The following is a 20,316-nucleotide window of genomic DNA, read 5'->3' on the forward strand; positions in this document are numbered from 1 at the left end:
CGGCAGCAACCTTACGGCAGGCCGGACGGCCATCCGGCGGGTCGGCACGGCCGCGGACACGTCGCGGGCGGGTCGTCCGACAGGCCCCGCAACAGATTCGCGCCGAGCGTCGTCAGGTGATGCCGGACGGCCCCACCCTCCCGCTCGCTGACCACCAGCCCGGTCGCCCGCAGCGCGCTGGCGTGCTCCGAGGCCGAGGAGAGGCTGATGCCGACCGCCCGGGACAGCACCGTGGTGGTCAACCCACTCTCGGCCGCGAGTCGGCGCAGGACCAGCGCCCGGGTGACGCCGAGCAGCCGACCGAGGGCGTCGCCGTCGGCGGTGGCCGCACGCGCGGGCATCGCCGACGGGTAGACGAGCAGGATGGGGCGACCCGGCTCGACCAGGACCCGTGGTCGGGGCCCGGCCAGCGGGGATGGCAGCAGGAGCAGCCCGTGACCGGTGCCGGGCAGGTCCCCGTCCCACCACGTCCGTATCTCCAGCACCGGCTCCCGCCAGCTGATCGCCGGGTGCAGGTCCGCGAAGAGGCCGGCCAGGCCGTGTTGCGCCAGCCGCCCGCTGGCACAGGTCACCTGCTGGCGGTACGCGGAGACCAGCTCGGACCAGTGCGGCGCGAGGACCGCGTCGAACCAGGTGCGGACGGCCCCGCCGAACAGGTCCAGCACCTCCGGGTCGGCCGCTGCGAACCGTCGCCGCAGCGGGGTCGCCGCCACATCCCCGTACGTGGCGGCGACCTCGTCGCGTACCCGCCGTGCAGGGGTGGCCTGGATCGCCTCCAGGCCGGCGGTGAGCGACTCCACCCCGTCGAAGGGCGTGACGAAATCCGGCAGACGCCCCCGTGCCGGCAGCAGGTGTCGCAGGATCGCTGTCGCCGCCTGGGCGGTCCCGGTGCTCTCCACAGCTGCCGCTCGCTCGGCCAGGGCCGGTGCCATCGTCGCGACCGTCGGGTCACGCAGCCACTGCCCGGCCAGCAGCGCGGTGCCGACCGGGTGCAGCCGGTCACCGAAGCGCACCCGGCAGAGATCCGCCGACCCGAGATGGAGGCGAAGCATGGGAGACAGCCTGCCCTGCTTCGCCCAGGACCGAAAGGGTTGTTTCCCGAGCCGGCCACCTCCAGGGTGGACGGCGGGGTCGACGGGGGGTGGCCGACGTGCGGCCGACGGTGGCAGTGTTGACGGGGCGCTGCCTCACCGTCATGGCTGCAGCTTGTGCTGAGCGGGGGCAACCCTCGTCGGCCCCGACCTCCGCAGCCTCCGCGTCGAGCTGACGCCCCGGCGACGAGCACCCGACTACAGGCGCAGCAGCATCCGGGTGTTGCCCAGCGTGTTCGGCTTGACCCGCTCCAGGTCCAGGAACTCCGCGACACCCTCGTCGTACGAACGCAGCAGCTGCTCGTACACGGGTTGCGGCACCGGTGCGCCGTCGATCTCCCGGAAGCCGAACGCGCCGAAGAACTGCGTCTCGAAAGTGAGCACGAAGATCCGCGCCACGCCCAGCTCCCGGGCCGCGTCGATCAGCTCGCTCACCAGTCGGTGCCCGATCCGCTGACCGCGACACGACGGGTCCACCGCGACCGTGCGGATCTCGGCCAGGTCCTCCCACATCACGTGCAGCGCGCCACAGCCCACCACGACGCCGTCCTCGGCGCGGACGGCGACCCGGAACTCCTGCACCTGCTCGTAGAGGGTGACGGTGGCCTTGCTCAACAGCCGCCGGTCGTTGGTGTAGGTGTCCACCAGACGCCGGATGCCCCGGACGTCCCCGGTGCGGGCCCGTCGGACCGTGATCTGATCCGCAGTCTGCGCGCTCACTCGTCCGCCGGCACGTCCACGCACGGGCCGGCCGCCCACCAGGGCTCGACCAGCTCCAACGTCTCGTCGCCGAACGGGTTGACCCCGGGGCCGGCGCCCAGCGCGTGCCCCAGGTGCACGTGTAGGCACTTCACCCGGCCCGGCATGCCGCCGGCCGAGATGCCGGCGATCTCCGGAACCTCGCCGATCGCCTCCCGGCGGGCGAGGTAGTCCTCGTGCGCGGCACGGTAGTGGGCAGCCAGCTCGGGGTCGGTCGTCAGCCGGTCGGCCATCTCCTTCATCAGCCCCGCCGACTCCAGCCGGCTGCACGCCGCGGTGGCCCGGGGGCAGGTCAGGTAGTAGAGCGTGGGGAACGGTGTGCCGTCGGCCAGGCGCGGGGTGGTCTCCACCACGTCCGGAAGGCCGCACGGGCACCGGTGGGCGACCGCCCGGGTGCCCCGGGGCGTGCGGCCGAGCTGCGCGGCCACCGCGGCCAGGTCGGCCTCGGTCGCGGGCTCCCGCTGCGGCAGGGGTACGGAGTCCGCCGCCGGCTCCGACGGTGGTACGACAGTCACGGTGCCCATCTCTCCTGGTGCGCTGATCGGTGGTTCACTTGCCCGGCTGCTCGCTGTCGGCCGCCTGCACGCTCGACCAGAGCGTGTCGTACCAGGTGGTCGGCCCGGCTGGTGGCGTTGCACCGGCCGACTTCCCGGTGTCCCGGGCCGCGCCCTCCGGGTCGTACAGCACCACCATCATCTTCTCGCCCGGCTCGCCCATGAAGAACCGCTCCCGAGCCTGCGTCTTGATGTACTCCTTGTCCTTCCAGTTGGCCGCCTCGGCGGTGAGCTTGGCGATCTCCGCCTCCTGCGCCGCCTGGGCCGCCTCCATGCGCTCGATGTCGGCCTGCTGGTCCAGGTAGACCCGGACCGGGTACGTGTAGGCGAGCGCGAGCGCGATCAGGACCGCGAACAGCACGGTGGCCCGACCGGTGAAGCGACGGGGGTGGGGTGCGACGAGCCGCTTGACGGACCCACCGGCGGCGGTACGCCGGGCGGCGGCCGGACGGTTCGCCGAGCGCACCCCCTCGGCGCCCCGGGCCGCGCCCGGTGCCCGACCAGCGGCGGTACGGGGTTCGGCGCGTACGCCGGCCTCCCGCACCGATCCCCGCGTGGAGCGGCCTCCGCCCGGCCGACCGGACTGACCCGGCCGACGGGCGGGACGCTGACCACCCGGTGTGCGGCGCTGCTGCATCGTCACACCCCTCTCCCGAGGCTTCGTGCGTTACAGGGTTTGTCGGGAAGCCCCGCGGCGGGGCTTCCCGGCAGCGTCTCAGGCCGAACGGTAGCGCGGGAACGCGCCGGCGCCCGCGTAGCGCGCCGCGTCAGCCAGCTCCTCCTCGATCCGGAGCAGCTGGTTGTACTTGGCGACACGGTCCGAGCGGGCCGGCGCGCCGGTCTTGATCTGGCCACAACCGGTGGCGACCGCCAGGTCGGCGATGGTGGTGTCCTCGGTCTCGCCGGAGCGGTGGCTCATCATGCACTTGAAGCCGGCCCGGTGGGCCAGGTCCACCGCGTCCAGCGTCTCGGTCAGCGAGCCGATCTGGTTGACCTTGACCAGGACCGCGTTCGCGGACTTCTCCGCGATGCCGCGGGCGATGCGCTGCGGGTTGGTGACGAACAGGTCGTCGCCGACGATCTGCACCCGGTCGCCGATCGAGGCGGTCAGCGTCTGCCAGCCACTCCAGTCGTCCTCGGCCAGCGGGTCCTCGATCGACACGATCGGGTACTCGTCGGCCAGCTTGGTGTAGTAGGTGCTCATGTCCTCGGCGGACTTCGCGGCACCCTCGAAGGTGTAGGTGCCGTTGTCGAAGAACTCGGTGGCCGCCACGTCGAGCGCGAACACGATGTCGGTGCCGAGCCGGTAGCCGGCCTTCTCGACCGCCTCCGCGATCAGGTCCAGGGCCGCCGCGTTCGTCGGCAGGTTCGGCGCGAAGCCACCCTCGTCACCGAGGCCGGTCGACAGACCCTTCTTCTTCAGCACCGACTTCAACGCGTGGTAGACCTCCGCGCCCGAGCGCAGCGCCTCCCGGAAGGTGGGCGCGCCGATCGGCGCGATCATGAATTCCTGGATGTCGACGTTCGAGTCGGCGTGCGCGCCACCGTTGAGGATGTTCATCATCGGCACCGGCAGGAGGTGCGCGTTCGGGCCGCCCAGGTAGCGGAAGAGGCTCAGCTCGGCGCTGCCGGCAGCGGCCTTCGCCACCGCCAGGGAGACCCCCAGGATGGCGTTCGCGCCCAGCTCCGACTTGCTGTCGGTGCCGTCGATGTCGAGCATCTTCTGGTCGATGAGCCGCTGCTCGCTGGCCTCGTACCCGATGATCTGGTCGACGATCTTGTCTTCGACGTTGGAGACCGCCTTCTCCACGCCCTTGCCCTGGTAGCGGTCGGCGTCACCGTCGCGCAGCTCGATCGCCTCGAACGCGCCGGTGGAGGCGCCGGAGGGCACCGCGGCGCGAGCCACCGTGCCGTCGTCCAGGCCGACCTCGACCTCGACAGTGGGGTTGCCCCGCGAGTCGAGAATCTCCCGGGCGACGATTCCCTCGATGGTTGCCACTGAGTCGCTCCTCGTTGTTGTAATCCGGTCCGTGGGTGGGCCGCGACGGTGCGGCTGAGGCAGGTGTTGAACGCAGCGTATCGGGCCACGGGAAACGGCACGGCGTCGCCCGCGCACCCGAGTCGCCCCGCACTGACGGACATTCCCGGATTTCCGGGCGTCAACCGGCAACGGGTTTGCGCTGCGCGGACCAGATCCACCAGGCTGGTCGGCATGCCCGCCGCCTCGACCACCCTCCGCATGCTCGCCGTGTCGGTCATCGCGTCGCTCACGGTCACTGGCTGTCAGACATTCGAGGACGCCGGAGTCGCCATGGGTCGCTCGGAACTCGTCAACGACCTCGCCGCCCGACTCGACCGGGCGTTGGAGTTGACGTACTCGGCCGACTACCAGCTGCCCGGCGGCCAGAGCGCCGCGATCGTGCAGGCGCAGGACCCGGCCCGCTCCGCGTACACCTATCCGGGCGGGCGGCTCACCGTCACACCGGAGGCGATCACCCGGTGCACGACCACCGGCGCCCGGCCGGAGTGCACCCTGGCCACCCCACCCACCCCGGGCAGCAAGCCCACCGTGACGCTCTTCGGAGAAGCCAACCAGCAGGGTCTTGTCACACCGCCCGTGGTGGTCGGGCTGCTGACCACCGCCGCGCTGGACCCGCAGGCGGTCATCAAGCAGAGCGACACCACGATCGCCGGACACCACGCCGCGTGTGTGAACGTCCAGAGCTCCTCCGGTGACTTCACCGCCTGCGTGACCACCGAGGGTGTGCTCGGCAGCTTCACCGGACCGGTCGACGGCAAGCCGATGGAGCTGGCGCTGAGCCGCTACTCCGCGACCGTGGACAACAACGCGTTCGACCCGCCGGCCGGCGCCGGAGTCGTGGACAGCCGCCCGGGAGGGTCGTGACCGGCCCGGCCGCCGCTGCCGGGCTCGACGCACCCGCGTCCGCGGCACGACCCGCCGGTTTCCAGCCCGGAGCCGAGCGGGGGCGGCTGCCCGCCTCCGGCAACCTGGCCCTACCGGTGACCGGCGCGAAACTGCTGACCGACGCCGACGGTCGACCACTCCGCGTCGCCGACCTGCCCGCCGACACCGACTGGGTGCCGCTGGGCACCCTCGACGGGGTGCCCGCCTGGGCCACCGATCTCACCGCCGCCGGCGCTCTTCCCGGCCGGGCACGTGGCTGGGCGTCGCTCGCCGCAGAGGTGCCGGAGCCGCACGCCGCGCTCGCCAGCCGGGCGTTGGCGGTGATCACCTGGCGGCGTACCCACAGGTGGTGTGGCGCCTGCCGCGCCGAGCTGACCGACAAGCCGGGCGAGACCGCGCGGCGGTGCCCCGACTGCGGCCTGTACGTCCCGATGCAGCTCTCCGCCGCGGTGTTGGTGGCGATCACCCGGCCCGGCCCGGCCGGTCGCGCCGACGAGCTGCTGCTGGTCCGGCACGCCACCGGACCGACCGGGCTGTGGGCACTCGTGGCCGGCTTCGTGGAGGCCGGCGAGACGCTGGAGGCGGCGGTGCACCGGGAGGTCGGCGAGGAGGTCGGGTTGTCCGTCGACCGACTGGCGTACTTCGGCAGCCAGCCGTGGGCGATCTCCGGCCCCGGGGTGCTGCTCGCCGGCTTCACCGCCCGTGCCGCCGACCCGCGCGCCGAGCCGGTGGTCGACGGCCGGGAGCTGACCGAGGCCCGGTGGTTCGGTGTGGATGCGCTGCCGGCGGAACTGCCGCCCGCGTACTCCATCTCGCGCTGGCTGATCGACGCGACAGTGACCGCCGCGCGGCGCTGAACCGCGCGGGCCCGGCGTCTCCTCAGACGTCGAGCAGGGTACGCAGGTGGCGCGGGGGCGGGCAGTCGTGGGACAGCATCGCGTCGTGCCAGTCGCGCACCGACACCCCGTCCGGGCGGGCGGCGGCGATCTCGGCGACCTCGCTGTACCCGACGAAGTAGGTGGAGAGCTGGGTGGAGGTGAGCAACGAGCGACGCCACTTGCCGGCCGCCTCACCCTCCTCCTGGAAGCCGCGCCCCGTCATCAACGCCATCGCCTCCGCCTCGGGCAGGTCCTCGGCGTGCACCAACTGGTCGAGCAACGCGTTGATGGTCATCCGGAGCTGCATCTTGAGCTGCTGCAACCGCACCGGCAGCCCACCGAAACCGAGGCCCGTCATCAACTCCTCCGCATACACCGCCCAGCCCTCGATGAACGGGCCGGACTCGGCCAGCGCACGAACCCGGGTGCCGCCGACGTAGCGGCGCGCGTGGGCGAGCTGGAGGAAGTGCCCCGGCATCGCCTCGTGCACGGTCAGGTTGCGGATCATGTGGTCGTTGTACTCCCGGTAGAACGACTCGACCCGCTGCGCCGGCCAGTCCGCCGGGGTGGGCGCGATGCAGTAGAAGGTCGGCACTGCCGCGGTCTCCAGCGGGCCGGGCGCGTCGCAGTAGGCCACCGCGACACCCCTGGCGAACTCCGGCATCTCCTGGATCACGCACCTGTCGTCGACCAGGGTGACCAGGTCGTGCGCCCGGACGAAGTCGGTCGCCTCGTCCAGTGTCACAGCGGCCAGCTCGACGATCGTCGCGTCGTTCGGGTGCTCGGCGGCGAGCAGGTCCAGCGCCCTGCGGACCGCGGCGTCGTCGGCCGGACCACCGACCAGCTCGACGGCCGCCTCGCGGATCTCCGTGGTGACCCGGTCCAGGTTGGCCCAGGCACGGCGCTGGATCTCGGCGGCGCCCAACTCGGTGTCGAGGGTGTGCCACAGCCGCGCCTCCCAGCGGCGGCGGCCCAGCCGGGGGTCACGTCCGGGGCCCGCGTCGGCGGCCAGGCCGGCGCGCAGCCAGGCGACGAACTCCTCGATCGCGGCGATCGCCGCGGTGGCGGCCGGCTCGACCCGGTCGAGGGCGCTCGGCACCTGGGCGAGCAGGGCCGGCAACTCGTCACGGATCAAGGCGGCCGTGCCGGCGAACTGCCCGACCGCCGTCTCCGCGTGGATCCGCGGCATGTCGCGCAGCATCGAGCGCGCGGTGGCGAGGGCGTCCGGTACGGCGGCGAGCCGACCGGCCAGTTGGGTCAGTCGCACCTCCGCCGGGGCGTACGAGCGGGTCAGCAACGGGTGCAGGAGCGATCCGGGGTTGTGCCACAGCGGGTTCCACTCGTGCGAGCGGATCTCGGTCAGCTCGAACAGCTCCCGGTCCACGAAGGAGGTCAACAGCGCGTGGTCGACCTGCTCGTCGACGTCGAGTGAATCCGGGTCCAGCTCGGACAGCGCGTTGGCCGCGTCGGAGAGCATCGCCCGGTCGGCCGCGAGCCCGTCGGCGGACAGATCAGGAAGCCGGTCGTCGAACCGGTGGTCTCCGGCGGCGGTGGCTACCCCCGGCCGCGACTCCAGCAACGCCTCGACAACCCGCTCGGCCAGCACCCCAAAGGCTTCCACCCGGCCCACCCTACCGATCACCCCCGACGACGCCGCCGGTTCCGCACGCTCCCGTCGATGCCCCTCCCACGCCCGTCGATCATGAGGTTGTCGCCGTCCGCCCCGGGTTGTCGTGGCAACAACCTCATTGTCGACAAGGGTCCCCGGGTGGGGGTTCGACGGCGACTTCGGCGGTGCGGAGGGCTTCGGCGTAGGCGAGGGTCGCGCGCCGGAGGGCCGCTTCCGGGTTGATGCCCGCTTCGCGGGCAGCCGCCACCGTTGCCAGGAGGCTCGCGCCCAGCCTTGCTTCGGCGTCCACCTGCGTGTCGGCCAGTGGCGGCGGAACACTCATGCCCGCCCGCGCGGCACGCGCCAGGATCTGCGTGGCCAGGGCCAGGGCAGGCTGGCTCAACGCGATGCCGTCCAGCACCGACGTCCGGGCCTTCTCCGCGCGCTTGATCCGCTCCCAGTTCTCGGTGATCTCCTCCAGTGTGCCCGCCTCGGCACCGGCGAAGACGTGCGGATTGCGCCGGATCATCTTGTCGACCAGGCCACCCGCCACGTCGTCGATGCTCCACCGCTCACCCTCGGGCAGCTCCTCGGCGAGCCGCGCGTGCAACACCACCTGCAAGAGGACGTCGCCCAACTCCTCCCGCAGCGCGTCGGTGTCGTCGGCGTCGATCGCGTCGTACGCCTCGTAGCTCTCCTCCAGCAGGTAACCGGCGAGGCTGCGGTGCGTCTGCGCCCGCTTCCACGGGTCACCACCCGGCGAGGCCAACCGGTCCAGCACGGCCACCGCGTCGAGCAGTCGCGCGCCCGGCGGGTCCCACGAGCCGTACATCAGCTCCATCTCGGCCAACCCCGGCTCCCGGGCCAGCCGCAGGCCCAACTCCCGGGCAAGGGCCTCGTCGCCGGCCGGGCCGGCCAACCAGACCGCCGTGCCGTGCTCCGCGACGGTGTCCAGCAGCCGTTGCGTCGCCGGGCCGTCCACCACGGCGACCTCGGCGCCCGCCTGGCGCACCGCCGTGACCAACTCGCTCTCCGCGCCGGTCAGCACCGGGTGCCGGCGTACGACGTCCCAGGCCGCCGCCGTCAGCAGACCGGCCGGTAGCCGGGGCGACGTGACCAGCAGGACGATCCGTGCCGTCATGTTCAGCTGGCCGTGCCCTCGGCGTCGGGAGTGGCGGCCGAGTCGACGGACTCCGGGGTGGTGACGTCGGTGACCATGTCGGAGCCCGGCTCACCCAGCGGCACGCTCACCGCGGGGATGTTACCGGGGAAGCTGAGCACCGGGAACTCCAACGGGCGGTACCGGGGGCTGACCGTCACGTCGTAGCGCTCGACCGCCTCGACCAGCGACCGTCGGGTGGCCAGCGCGCCACGCAACTGGTCGCCGTCGAGCTGGCTGGCGGCCTCCTGGTCGCTCGTGGCGGCGGGGATCTGGCCCGCCTCGCGGCCGACCGCGATCAGGGTCTTCATCTCCTGCTCGGTCGGCGCGATCGCCTCGGACGGCACCCCGGACAGGCAGGTGTAGAGGGCGGACATCTGCTGCACGTACTCCGTGTCAGCCGTCAACTGGAGCGCCTGGGCGACCTGGTCGGACGCCACCTGGCCACGCGGCTGGTAGTTCTTCTCGGCGGAGACCTGCTTGCACACCTCGCTCAGCACCAGCACGCTGGCCACGTCGGCCGGGCCGGTCGGCTTCGGCGCCGCCTGGCCGGGCTGGCTCGCGGCGGGCGACTCAGGGTTCTTGTCGCGCAGGTCCTTAAGCACGGCGGCAACCCGCTCGTCGGTGATGCGGTGGTCACCGATGTAGGCGGCGATGCCGGGCTCGGCACGACATCCGGAGAGGGCGATGAGACCGACCGCCACGCTGGCGACGGCGACAAGACGGCGAGCACGCATGACGGTCACTCTCTCACGGCGGGGCACGCCGCTGTGACGCCCCCCACCACACGAGCGGCTCAGGCCGACGCCCCCGCCGCCGCCACCGCGGGGGCACCGAGCACATCGGAGAGCAACTGCGCGCACCACTGCAACAGCGCCTGGTCGCGCAACGGCTCGCCGCCGATCCGGCGGGTGGTCGGTCGGGGCACGCTGACCTGGTCGGTGGCCTGCTTGTAGACGGCATCCGGGTGGTAGCGCTTGAGCCGCAACTGCTTCGAATCCGGCAGTGGCAGCGGACCGAAGCGGACGTGCTTGCCCTGCATGGACACGTCGGTCAGGCCGTAGCGGCGGGCCAGCAGGCGGAACCGGGCCACCTCCACCAGGTTTTGCACCGGTGCCGGCGGCTCGCCGTACCGGTCGGTCATCTCGGCGATCACCTCGCCCAGCCGCTCCTCGTCGCGCGCCTCGGCGAGCTTGCGGTACATCTCCAGGCGCAGCCGCTCCACGCTCACGTAGTCGTGTGGCAGGTGCGCGTCGACCGGCAGATCGATCTTGACATCGACCTCATCCTCCGGCCGCTCGCCCTTGAACGCGGAGACCGCCTCGCCGACCATCCGCACGTACAGGTCGAAGCCGACACCCTCGATGTGCCCGGACTGCTCACCGCCGAGCAGGTTGCCGGCGCCCCGGATCTCCAGGTCCTTCATCGCCACGTACATGCCGGCGCCCAACTCGGTGTGCTGCGCGATCGTCGCCAGCCGCTCGTGGGCGTGCTCGGTGAGCGGCTTCTCCGGCGGGTACAGGAAGTAGGCGTACGCCCGCTCCCGGCCCCGGCCGACCCGGCCCCGGATCTGGTGCAGCTGGGCCAGACCGAGCAGGTCGGCCCGCTCCACGATCAGGGTGTTGGCATTCGGGATGTCGATGCCCGACTCCACGATCGTGGTGCAGACCAGGACGTCGAACTCCTTCTCCCAGAAGCCGACCATCACCTTCTCCAGGGCTTCCTCGCTCATCTGGCCGTGCGCCACGGCGACCCGCGCCTCGGGCACCAGCTCCCGCAGCCGCCGCGCCGCCCGGTCGATCGACTCGACCCGGTTGTGCAGGTAGAAGACCTGGCCGTCGCGCAGCAACTCGCGGTGGATGGACGCCGCCACCTGCCGGTCGTCCTGCGCGCCGACGAAGGTGAGCACCGGGTGCCGCTCCTCCGGCGGGGTGGCGATCGTGGACATCTCCCGGATGCCGGTGATCGCCATCTCCAGGGTGCGCGGGATCGGGGTGGCCGACATGCTCAGCACGTCGACGGACGCGCGCAGCGTCTTCAGGTGCTCCTTGTGCTCGACACCGAAGCGCTGCTCCTCGTCGACGATCACCAGACCCAACTGCTTGAAGCGGGTCGCCGTCTGCAACAGCCGGTGCGTACCGATGACGATGTCGACGGTGCCGTCGGCGACCATCTCCAGCGTCCGCTCGGTCTCCTTCGCCGTCTGGAACCGGGACAGCTGCCGGATCTGCACCGGGAACTGGCTCATCCGCTCGGCGAACGTGTTGTAGTGCTGCTGCACCAGCAGCGTGGTCGGCACCAGCACCGCCACCTGCTTGCCGTCCTGCACCGCCTTGAACGCCGCCCGGACCGCGATCTCGGTCTTGCCGTAGCCGACGTCACCGCAGATCAGCCGGTCCATCGGGACGGTCTGCTCCATGTCCCGCTTGACCTCGTCGATCGCGGCGAGCTGGTCCGGCGTCTCCTGCCAGGGGAAGGCATCCTCCAACTCGCGCTGCCACGGGGTGTCCGGACCGAACGAGTGGCCCTTGGACGCCTTACGCGCCGCGTACAGCTGGATCAGCTGGGCGGCGATCTCCCGGACCGCCTTGCGGGCCCGAGCCTTGGACTTCTGCCAGTCCGAGCCGCCCATCTTGTGCAGGGTCGGCTGCTCCCCGCCCACGTAACGGGAGAGCTGGTCGAGCTGGTCGGTCGGCACGAAGAGGCGGTCGCCGGGCTGGCCGCGCTTGCTGGCCGCGTACTCGATCACCAGGTATTCGCGGCTGGCGCCGTTGACGGTGCGCTGCACCAGCTCGACGTAGCGGCCGATGCCGTGCTGCTCGTGCACCACATGGTCGCCGGCCTTCAGCTCCAGTGGGTCGATGGTGTTGCGCCGCCGGCTCGGCATCTTGCGCATGTCCCGGGTCGACGTGCCCCGGCCACCTGTCACGTCGTTGCCGGTCAACAGCACGAAACGGGACGCCTCGTCGACGAAACCACTGCCCAACGCGCCGCAGGTGACCACCAGTTCGCCGGGGACCGGCGCGGTCGGCACCTCCTCGGTCAACCGGGCGCCCAGCCCGGCGTCGCGCAGCACCTCCACCGCCCGCTGGGCGGGGCCGTGCCCCTCGAAGACCAGCGCGATCGACCAGCCCTCACCGGCCCAGCGCTTCAGATCGTCGACCACCCGGCTGGTCTCGCCGTGGTACAGCGGGGCCGGCTGAGCGCCGAGGGTCACCGCGATGGCGTCGTCCGGGGTGACGGCGGCCTCCTCGGGCGCGTCCTCCCACGGTTGCCGCGACTCGGCGGTCTCCCCCTCCACCAATCCGAACGGGGACAGCGTCCACCACGGCTGGCCGAGCTTGCCGGCGGCCGCGCGCACCTCGCCGAGGGTGCGGAAGGCGGCGGCGCCGACGTCCACCGGCGCCTGACCGCCGACCGCGGCGGCGGCCCAGCTGGCCTGGAGAAACTCCTCCGAGGTACGCACCAGGTCGTGCGCCCTCGTGCGGATCCGCTCGGGGTCGCACAGCAGCACGTGGGTGCCGGACGGCATCGCGTCCAGCAGCAACTCCAGCGAGTCGGGGCCGACCAGCACCGGCGCCAGCGACTCCATCCCCTCCACCGGGATGCCCTCGGCCAACTTGTCGAGGATCTCGGCCAGCTCGGGGTGCTGCTCCGCGAGCGCGGCGGCCCGCTCACGGACCGCCGGGGTGAGCAGCAACTCCCGGCAGGGCGGCGCCCACAGCAGCGGAACCTGCTCGATGGTCCGCTGGTCGGCCACGGCGAAGGTGCGGATCTCCTCCACCTCGTCGCCCCAGAACTCGACCCGGGACGGGTGCTCGTCGGTGGGCGGGAAGACGTCCAGGATCCCGCCGCGCACCGCGAACTCGCCGCGCTTGGTGACCAGGTCGACCCGCGCGTACGCCATGTCGATCAGCCGGCGGGCGACCTCTTCGAGGTCCGCCTCCGCACCGGCGGCGAGCTGCACCGGCTCCAGGTCGCCGAGCCCTTTGAGCTGCGGCTGGAGCAGCGAACGGACCGGGGCCACGACCACTCGCAGCGGGCCCGTGCCGCCGTGCGCGTCGGTGGCCTCCGGGTGCGCCAACCGGCGCAGCACGGCCAGCCGTCGACCCACAGTGTCCGAGCGTGGGGACAGCCGCTCGTGCGGCAGCGTCTCCCAGGAGGGGAAGACGACCACCTGATCAGCGGGCAGCAACCCGCCCAGGGCGGCGACCAGGTCGTCGGCCTCCCGGGTGGTGGCGGTCACCGCCAGCACGGGCCGCCCGGCGCCCTCGTTGTCAGCGGCGACCGCCGCGACGGCGAACGGGCGCAGCGCCGCCGGGGCGGTGATGTCGAGGCCGTCGACCTGGGCGGCACCGGAGCGCGCCAGGTCACGCGCCCGGGCCAGCCCGGGGTCGGCCAGGGCGGCGGTGAACAGACCGGTGAGCAAGGGGATCCTTCCAGGGGAGTCGACGCACACGACGGCGGCCCCGCGTCCAGCCGGACGGGGGGTGCACGACAGCAAGCCTATCTCCGTCGACCGACAGACACCCGCTTCCGCGCAGGTCCCCGCGCCCCGCGCCCCGCGCCCCGCGCCCCGCGCCCCGCGCCCCGCGCCCCGCGCCCCGCGCCCCGCGCCCCGCGCCCCGCGCCCCGCGCCCAAGATCATCACAACATCGGGGATGTTGCTGCCTCAAAGGCGCGGGAGACACCAACATCGCCGATGTTGCGCGGATCTTGACCTCTCCAGAGACCAGAGCGGGGTTTGGGGCAACCCACCGCCGCCAAGGTCGCGCTCGAACAAGGATGCAGGGGCCTCACCGACCCGCCGACACCACCACATCCTTGATATTGCGCGATCTTGGAGAGTCGAGGGACTCCGACAGCGACGTCGCCGACCCCACACACGTTGCTCACCGCAAGATCCGCGCAACATCAGGAAAAGTGGTGGATCACGGTGCCCCGAGGCAGCACTTTCCCTGATGTTGCGCGGATCTTCACCATGCAGGCGGGCGCGGGACCCGCGCGGGAGCGCGCGGAGGAATCCGCGCGGACGCGGACGCAGGACCCGCGCGGGAGCGGACACCCGGTCGCCGTGGACGTCCTGCGGATCTTGACCGTCGTCGGGCGACGTGTTCGGGTTGGGGGATGGGTGAGCAGTGGCGGGCGCAGTTCGACGCGGAGGTGAGCTTCGCCAACGGCGGCGGCCTGCGTACCGAGGGGTTTCGGCTGGACATTCCGGGTCAGGACATCAGCGAGGAGGACCTGGCGGCGTTGTTCGTCCGCCACCTCGGGTTGCTGATGGTCGCCGAGGTCCGGATCAGCGCGAAGTCGATCATCGAGGAGCCGCACAAGGGCGGCCGGGGCGTGGCCGCCGATCAGCCCGTGCCCGGCCGCAGACTCGTCGAGTTGAGCCACGTGATCAGCGACGGGATGATCACCCTGCCCGGCTGGCCGGGTCCCCGGATCACCGACTGGCTGACCTTCGCGGCATCCCGGGAGCGCTACGCGGCCGGCACCGAGTTCCACGTGGCCCGGATCGACCTGATCGCCAACACCGGCACGTACGTGGACACTCCCGCGCACCGCTGGGCCGGTCGCGACGACCTGACCGGGGTGCCGCTGGACCGTCTCGCCGACCTGCCCGGGGTGGTGGTCCGGGTGCCGGCCGGCACCCGCGCCGTGGATCGGCTGATGCTCGCCCCGTACGAGGTGAGTGGTCGGGCGGTGCTGCTGCACACCGGGTGGGATGTGCACTTCGGCACGGAGCGGTACGGCGCGCCGGAGGCGCCGTACCTGACGGGGGACGCCGCTCAGGCGCTTGCCGACGCGGGGGCGGCCCTGGTCGGCATCGACTCGATCAACATCGACGACATGAGCCCGGCGGCCGGAGGCGTACGCCCCGCGCACAGCACACTGCTCGCCGCCGACATCCCGATCGTGGAACACCTGACCGGCCTGGACGCGGTGCCGCCGACCGGCTTCCGGTTCACCGCCGCCCCACCGATGGTGGCCGGCATGGGCACCTTCCCGGTCCGCGCCTTCGCCGTCGTCAACCCCTGACGCGATACGCCTGGGGCCCGCGCGTCAGTGGCGCACCGAGATCAGTAGCGCACCGCGATCCGGCGGGCGACGGCGTCCACCTGGATCTCCCCGCCGTACGGGATGATCAACTGCGGGTCGGTGTGACCGAGGTCGACGTCGAAGACCACCACCGCGTCCGGGTTGTACGGCGTGAGCGCCCGCATGATCGCGTCCCGCTGGGCCTCGCCCCACGCCTGCCGTTCCGGCACCGACAGCGGCTTGTCGAAGTCCCATGCCTTGGGGCGCCCGACGACGACGGCTCCGAAGGCGGCGAGCAGGCCCCGCTCCCCCATGTTCCGCACGATCCGGAACACCTCCTGGGCGCTCGGCATCTCCTGGGAGGTCTCGAAGAGCAGCACGGACCCGGCCAGTTCGTCGGCGGTCGGTACCCGGTCGGCGGCCATCAGCCAGTGCAGGATCTCGAGGCAGCCGCCCCAGGTGCGCCCCCGCACCACCCGCTGCGGCCCGTGCCAGCGCCAGCCCTCGCCGGGCAGCATCTCCGGCTCGTACGCCAGCGTCTCCAGCTCGGTCCACGGGTTGGGTCGGTCGCCCCAGGTGGGAGCGGGCGTCAACTCGTACCAGTCGGTGGTGAACAGCGCGGCGCGCAGCGAGTCGACAGTCAACGGGTGCGGCGCGCCGGGCCGGCCGAGGTGCACCAGCACCGACCCACCGTGGTAGGCGACGACGCCTAGCCGGTAGAGGTGGTTGAGCACGTTCGTGTTGTCCGAGTAACCGAAGTAGGGCTTGGGGTTGGCCCGCAGCACGTCGTCGTCGAGGTGCGGGGTGACCGTGATCAGGTCGTCGCCGCCGACGGTGGCGAGCACCGCGGTGATGCTCGGGTCGGCGAACGCGGCGGTCAGGTCGCGGGCCCGGTTGCGCGGGTCCGCACCCATGATCCGCGTGGTCGGGTACTCCACCGGCTCCAGGCCGAACTCCTCGCGTAGCCGGCGCAGCCCCAACTCGTACACGTGCGGGAAGAGGCCCGGCAGCCCGGCGGAGGGTGAGACGACAGCGACCCGGTCGCCCGGCTGCGGTTTGGGTGGATAGATCGGCGTCCCCATGATCGAAGGCTAACCGTCCGGCCAACCGGTTTCCGTCCTGCCGTTCTCAGATCGGACATTAGGCTCTCGATGTGGATGAAGCACCGCAACGGCGCGACCGTGACTGGGCGCCGCGCAGCATCGGGCTGCTCATCGGCACGCTCGCGCTGGCCACCGCGTTCATCGCGGCCTACGTCGGAGCACTGCACCAGCCCACACCGCGCGACCTGCCGACCGGCGTCGTCACCAGCGACCAACGCGCGCGGGCCACGCTCGACGCCGTGCGCGACCAGACCACCATCCTCAAACCCATCGAGTACGACGACACGGCCGCCGCCGAGCACGGCCTGCTCAGCCGTGCCGTGTACGCGGTGCTCAGCACCGGCCCGGACAACGGCCTGCTCCTCACTGTGGCGAGCGCCTCCGGGCCCTCCGCCACCAGTGCGATCAAGGAGGTCCTCAGCACCGCCGCCGCCCGCTCCGGCACCCCGTTGCAGGTCGTCGACCGGGTGCCGGTCACTTCGGACGACCCGCGCGGCGTGGTGCCGTTCTACCTCAACGTCGGGTACGTGCTCGGCGGTTACCTCGCCTCGACAGTGCTCGGGATCTCCGCCGGCACGACCCCACGGTCGGCGCGGCGGGCTGGACTACGCACAGCCGCCCTGGCGGTCTACAGCGTGCTGCTGGGCATCGCGGGCGCGGTCGTGGTCGGGCCGGTCCTGGACATCTGGCAGCACGACGTGCCGACGATCGCCGCTATCGGCGCACTGGCCGTCTTCGCCGCCGCGATGTTCGCCAGCGCCATCCAGGGGTGGCTCGGTGTCGCCGGCACGGCGCTGGTCATCCTGCTGCTGGTGGTGCTCGGCAACCCGGGGTCCGGCGGGATCTACGCGCCGGAGTTCCTGCCCGGGGTGCTGCGTGGCATGCACCGGTGGAACATTCCCGGGCTCGCCAACGACCTCACGAAGGCGGCGGTCTACTTCGACTGGCGATCCGCCGGCTGGCCCGCGATCGCTCTCGCGCTCTGGGCGGTGGCCGGCATCGCCGGGTTGTTCAGCGCGAGCCTCGTACGCGGTCGCCGGACCGCCGCCACCCGCGAACGGCACTCCCCGACCCCTCGATGAGCCGCCGCCACCCCGGTACGGCACGCTCCGGCCCCTCAATGAGCGGCCACGGTGGCTGAGATCACGCCGGAAACGCCGACCCGGAGCCAGTGGATCACCCGGGGGCCCTCCGCACATCCGGTGCGCGCGGATACCATCCAGTAAGTCGGACAGCGCTGTCCTTCGTCACCACGTAAGGGAGCGCATCGTGACCGATCAGCACGACCACGACGGCCCGGACGCCGCGCTGCGGGCCGACATCCGTCGACTCGGCACCCTGCTCGGGCAGACGCTGGCCCGCCAGGAGGGTCGTCCGCTGCTCGACCTCGTCGAGGAGATCCGCGCCCAGGTCCGCACCGACGCCCCGGCGGCCGCACAGCGCCTCGGCGGGCTCGACGTGACCACCGGCACCAAGCTGGCCCGCGCCTTCTCCACCTACTTCCACCTGGCCAACATCACCGAGCAGGTGCACCGCGCGCGGGATCTGCGCCGACGCCGCGCGGTGCAGGGCGGGTGGTTGGACCAGGCCGCCAAGATGATCGCCGAGCGTGGGGTTCCGGCCGACGAGATCGCCGACGCGGCACGCCGGTTGGCGGTCCGTCCGGTCTTCACCGCGCACCCGACCGAGGCGGCCCGCCGCTCGATCCTGTCCAAGCTGCGGGCGATCGCCGACGAGTTGGACACCGAGACGGCCAACGCGATTCTCTACGGCGCCAGCGACGAGGGCCCCGCCAACCGCCGCCTCGCCGAGTTGCTGGACCTGATGTGGCAGACCGACGAGCTGCGGCTCGACCGGCCGGACCCGACCGACGAGGCCCGCAACGCGATCTACTACCTGCGCGACCTGTACGCCGAGGCCGCCCCTCAGGTGCTCGACGACCTGGCCGACACGCTGCGTACCCTCGGCGTGGAGACCTCGCCGACGGCCCGGCCGCTGAGCTTCGGCACCTGGATCGGCGGCGACCGCGACGGAAACCCGTTCGTCACCCCGGCGGTCACCCGCGAGGTGCTGACCATCCAGCACGAGCACGGCATCGCCGCGACCGAGAAGGCGATGGACCACCTCATCAACGAGGTCTCGGTCTCCCGCCGGCTGCGCGGTGTGTCCCTGGACCTGTCCGCCAGCCTCGCCGCCGACCTGGACGCGCTGCCCGAGGTGGCGACGCGGTTCCGACGGGTCAACGCGGAGGAGCCGTACCGGCTCAAGGCGCGCTGCGTGAAGGCGAAGCTCGCCAACACCCGGCAGCGGCTACGCCAGGGCACCGCGCACGTCCCCGGCCGGGACTACCGCGGCTCCGCCGAGCTGATCGCCGACCTCGACCTGCTGCGGGCCTCACTGGCCCGCAACTCCGGGCAGCTCACCGCCGTCGGCCGGCTGGCCTCCACCATCCGTACGGTCTCCGCGTTCGGTCTGCACCTGGCCACCATGGATGTCCGGGAGCACGCCGAGGCGCACCACGCGGTGCTCGCCCAGCTCTACGAGGCGGTCGGTGAGGTCTCCGACTACCCGGCGCTGACCCGGCTGGAGCGCACCAAACTGCTCGCCGACGAGCTGACCGGCCGCCGGCCGCTGTCCACCGTCGACACGTCGCTGACCGAGCCGGCCCGCAAGACGTTCGACGTGTTCGGGACCATCCGGGAGGCACAGGACCGGTTCGGCGCCGAGGTGATCGAGTCGTACATCATCTCGATGACCCTGGGTGTCGACGACGTCCTGGCCGCCGTGGTGCTGGCCCGCGAGGCCGGCCTGGTGGACGTGCACAGCGGGCGGGCCCGGGTCGGGTTCGTGCCGCTGCTGGAGACCCCGGCCGAGCTGAACGCCGGCGGTGAGCTCCTCGACGAGCTGCTGTCGTTGCCCGCGTACCGGGCGTTGGTGACGGCCCGGGGCGACGTGCAGGAGGTGATGCTGGGCTACTCCGACTCGAACAAGGAGGCCGGGATCACCACCAGCCAGTGGTCGATCCACCGGGCGCAGCGCGCGCTGCGTGACGTGGCCGCCCGACACGGGGTGCACCTGCGGCTGTTCCACGGCCGGGGCGGCACGGTCGGGCGCGGCGGCGGGCCGACGCACGAGGCGATCCTGGCCCAGCCGTACGGCACGCTGGACGGCGCGATCAAGGTGACCGAGCAGGGCGAGGTGATCTCCGACAAGTACACCCTGCCGTCCCTGGCCCGGGAGAACCTGGAACTCACCCTCGCCGCGGTGCTCCAGGCGACCCTGCTGCACACCGCGCCCCGGCAGCCCGCCGAGATGTTGGAACGCTGGGACGCGACGATGGACGTGGTCTCCGAGTCCGCGTTCCGCTCCTACCGGTCCCTCGTCGAGGAGCCGGACCTGCCCGCGTACTTCTGGGCGTCGACCCCCACCGAGTTGCTCGGCGCGTTGAACATCGGGTCCCGGCCGGCGAAGCGTCCGAACACCGGCGCTGGCCTGTCCGGTCTGCGGGCGATTCCGTGGGTGTTCGGCTGGACGCAGACCCGACAGATCGTGCCGGGTTGGTTCGGTGTCGGCTCCGGGCTGGCCGCCGCGCGCGAGGCCGGCCTGGCCGACGTGCTGGCGGAGATGTACCGCAACTGGCACTTCTTCCGCACGTTCCTGTCGAACGTCGAGATGATGGTGACCAAGACCGACCTGAACATCGCCCGTCGGTACGTCGAGACGCTGGTGCCGAAGAAGCTGCACCCGATCTTCGAGCAGATCGAGCAGGAGTACGAACTGACCAAGCGGGAGTTGCTGGCGGTCACCGCCTCACCCGCCCTGCTGGACAACTCGCCGGTCCTCCAGCGCACCCTTGCCGTCCGCGACACCTACCTGGAGCCGTTGCACCACCTCCAGGTGGCGCTGCTGCGGCAGTACCGGGAGTCCGGTGCCGCCGGACGGGCGGTGGCCACCGCTCCGGGCGGTCGTCGGGCGCCGAGCGACGGCACCGCGCTGGAACGGGCGCTGCTCACCACCGTCAACGGCATCGCCGCCGGAATGCGCAACACCGGCTGATCCCCCGACCGGGCCGGCCGCCCCGCCCGGGGCGGCCCTGCCCGGGGCGAGCGGTCGATCATGAGTGGTGGCGCCCCACAAAAGCCGCCTACAGGGGCGAATCGGTCACCATCACTCCATGATCGACGGGCTGGGCGGG

At 72.1% G+C, this 20,316-nt stretch carries 15 protein-coding genes; 5 read left to right on the forward strand and 10 right to left on the reverse strand.

The genetic code is table 11. The annotated features are described in order from the left end of the window. Positions 1–11 precede the first annotated feature (11 nt). From O3438_RS18315 to eno, 5 genes are all read right to left on the reverse strand, one after another. Positions 12–1,052, reverse strand: coding sequence for an ArsR/SmtB family transcription factor (locus tag O3438_RS18315; RefSeq protein WP_269681109.1), 1,041 nt, complete (start codon positions 1,050–1,052; stop codon positions 12–14). Between the two features lie 237 nt (positions 1,053–1,289). Beyond that, positions 1,290–1,811 (reverse strand): amino-acid N-acetyltransferase, encoded by a 522-nt coding sequence (locus O3438_RS18320; RefSeq protein WP_269681110.1) that lies wholly within the window; start codon positions 1,809–1,811, stop codon positions 1,290–1,292. Beyond that, entirely contained in the window at positions 1,808–2,365 is a 558-nt protein-coding gene (locus O3438_RS18325; RefSeq protein WP_145786338.1) for a DUF501 domain-containing protein, read from the reverse strand. The genes O3438_RS18320 and O3438_RS18325 overlap by 4 nt, the downstream gene beginning before the upstream one ends. Before the next feature lie 34 nt (positions 2,366–2,399). After that, complete coding sequence (locus O3438_RS18330; RefSeq protein ID WP_269683676.1) at positions 2,400–3,041, reverse strand: FtsB family cell division protein; 642 nt, start codon at positions 3,039–3,041, stop codon at positions 2,400–2,402. A 78-nt stretch (positions 3,042–3,119) separates the two neighbouring features. After that, positions 3,120–4,403, reverse strand: a complete 1,284-nt coding sequence (gene eno, locus O3438_RS18335) for a phosphopyruvate hydratase (RefSeq protein ID WP_269681111.1) — start codon at positions 4,401–4,403, stop codon at positions 3,120–3,122. A gap of 213 nt (positions 4,404–4,616) precedes the next feature. Here eno and O3438_RS18340 point away from each other — a divergent pair, with 213 nt between their 5' ends. Then, positions 4,617–5,309, forward strand: a complete 693-nt coding sequence (locus O3438_RS18340; RefSeq protein ID WP_269681112.1) for a hypothetical protein — start codon at positions 4,617–4,619, stop codon at positions 5,307–5,309. Beyond that, entirely contained in the window at positions 5,306–6,187 is an 882-nt protein-coding gene (gene nudC, locus O3438_RS18345; RefSeq protein ID WP_269681113.1) for an NAD(+) diphosphatase, read from the forward strand. The genes O3438_RS18340 and nudC overlap by 4 nt, the downstream gene beginning before the upstream one ends. Positions 6,188–6,209: 22 nt before the next feature. On the opposite strand, the gene O3438_RS18350 is transcribed toward nudC, so the two are convergent. The 4 genes from O3438_RS18350 to mfd form a co-directional block, all read right to left on the reverse strand. After that, a complete protein-coding gene (locus O3438_RS18350; RefSeq protein WP_269681114.1) occupies positions 6,210–7,829 on the reverse strand; it encodes a DUF885 domain-containing protein in 1,620 nt (539 codons plus the stop codon). Positions 7,830–7,953: 124 nt separating this feature from the next. Continuing rightward, complete coding sequence (locus O3438_RS18355; RefSeq protein ID WP_269681115.1) at positions 7,954–8,958, reverse strand: nucleoside triphosphate pyrophosphohydrolase; 1,005 nt, start codon at positions 8,956–8,958, stop codon at positions 7,954–7,956. A 2-nt stretch (positions 8,959–8,960) separates the two neighbouring features. Continuing rightward, positions 8,961–9,713 carry a hypothetical protein gene (locus O3438_RS18360; protein WP_269681116.1) on the reverse strand — a complete coding sequence of 251 codons (753 nt, stop codon included), beginning with the start codon at positions 9,711–9,713 and terminating at the stop codon, positions 8,961–8,963. Positions 9,714–9,772: 59 nt separating this feature from the next. Continuing rightward, complete coding sequence (mfd, locus tag O3438_RS18365) at positions 9,773–13,405, reverse strand: transcription-repair coupling factor (RefSeq protein WP_269681117.1); 3,633 nt, start codon at positions 13,403–13,405, stop codon at positions 9,773–9,775. Between the two features lie 698 nt (positions 13,406–14,103). Here mfd and O3438_RS18370 point away from each other — a divergent pair. Beyond that, complete coding sequence (locus tag O3438_RS18370) at positions 14,104–15,018, forward strand: cyclase family protein (protein WP_269681118.1); 915 nt, start codon at positions 14,104–14,106, stop codon at positions 15,016–15,018. A 41-nt stretch (positions 15,019–15,059) separates the two neighbouring features. On the opposite strand, the gene O3438_RS18375 is transcribed toward O3438_RS18370, so the two are convergent. Beyond that, complete coding sequence (locus O3438_RS18375; protein WP_269681119.1) at positions 15,060–16,100, reverse strand: S66 family peptidase; 1,041 nt, start codon at positions 16,098–16,100, stop codon at positions 15,060–15,062. 71 nt (positions 16,101–16,171) lie between these two features. Here O3438_RS18375 and O3438_RS18380 point away from each other — a divergent pair, with 71 nt between their 5' ends. Further along, positions 16,172–17,203, forward strand: a complete 1,032-nt coding sequence (locus O3438_RS18380) for a hypothetical protein (RefSeq protein WP_269681120.1) — start codon at positions 16,172–16,174, stop codon at positions 17,201–17,203. A gap of 187 nt (positions 17,204–17,390) precedes the next feature. Continuing rightward, on the forward strand, positions 17,391–20,177 hold the full coding sequence (gene ppc, locus O3438_RS18385; protein WP_269681121.1) for a phosphoenolpyruvate carboxylase: 2,787 nt from the start codon (positions 17,391–17,393) through the stop codon (positions 20,175–20,177). Positions 20,178–20,316 lie beyond the last annotated feature (139 nt).

Origin of the sequence: Micromonospora sp. WMMC250 (assembly GCF_027460215.1) — a bacterium.
In the GTDB taxonomy this organism is placed as follows: Bacteria; Actinomycetota; Actinomycetes; order Mycobacteriales; family Micromonosporaceae; genus Micromonospora; species Micromonospora taraxaci.

Coding starts and splice junctions, on each gene's coding strand:
- O3438_RS18315 (WP_269681109.1), bottom strand. CDS start 1,052: ATGCTTCGCCTCCATCTCGGGTCGGCGGATCTCTGCCGGGTGCGCTTC.
- O3438_RS18330 (WP_269683676.1), bottom strand. CDS start 3,041: ATGCAGCAGCGCCGCACACCGGGTGGTCAGCGTCCCGCCCGTCGGCCG.
- O3438_RS18340 (WP_269681112.1), top strand. CDS start 4,617: ATGCCCGCCGCCTCGACCACCCTCCGCATGCTCGCCGTGTCGGTCATC.
- O3438_RS18355 (WP_269681115.1), bottom strand. CDS start 8,958: ATGACGGCACGGATCGTCCTGCTGGTCACGTCGCCCCGGCTACCGGCC.
- O3438_RS18360 (WP_269681116.1), bottom strand. CDS start 9,713: ATGCGTGCTCGCCGTCTTGTCGCCGTCGCCAGCGTGGCGGTCGGTCTC.
- O3438_RS18370 (WP_269681118.1), top strand. CDS start 14,104: ATGGGTGAGCAGTGGCGGGCGCAGTTCGACGCGGAGGTGAGCTTCGCC.
- O3438_RS18375 (WP_269681119.1), bottom strand. CDS start 16,100: ATGGGGACGCCGATCTATCCACCCAAACCGCAGCCGGGCGACCGGGTC.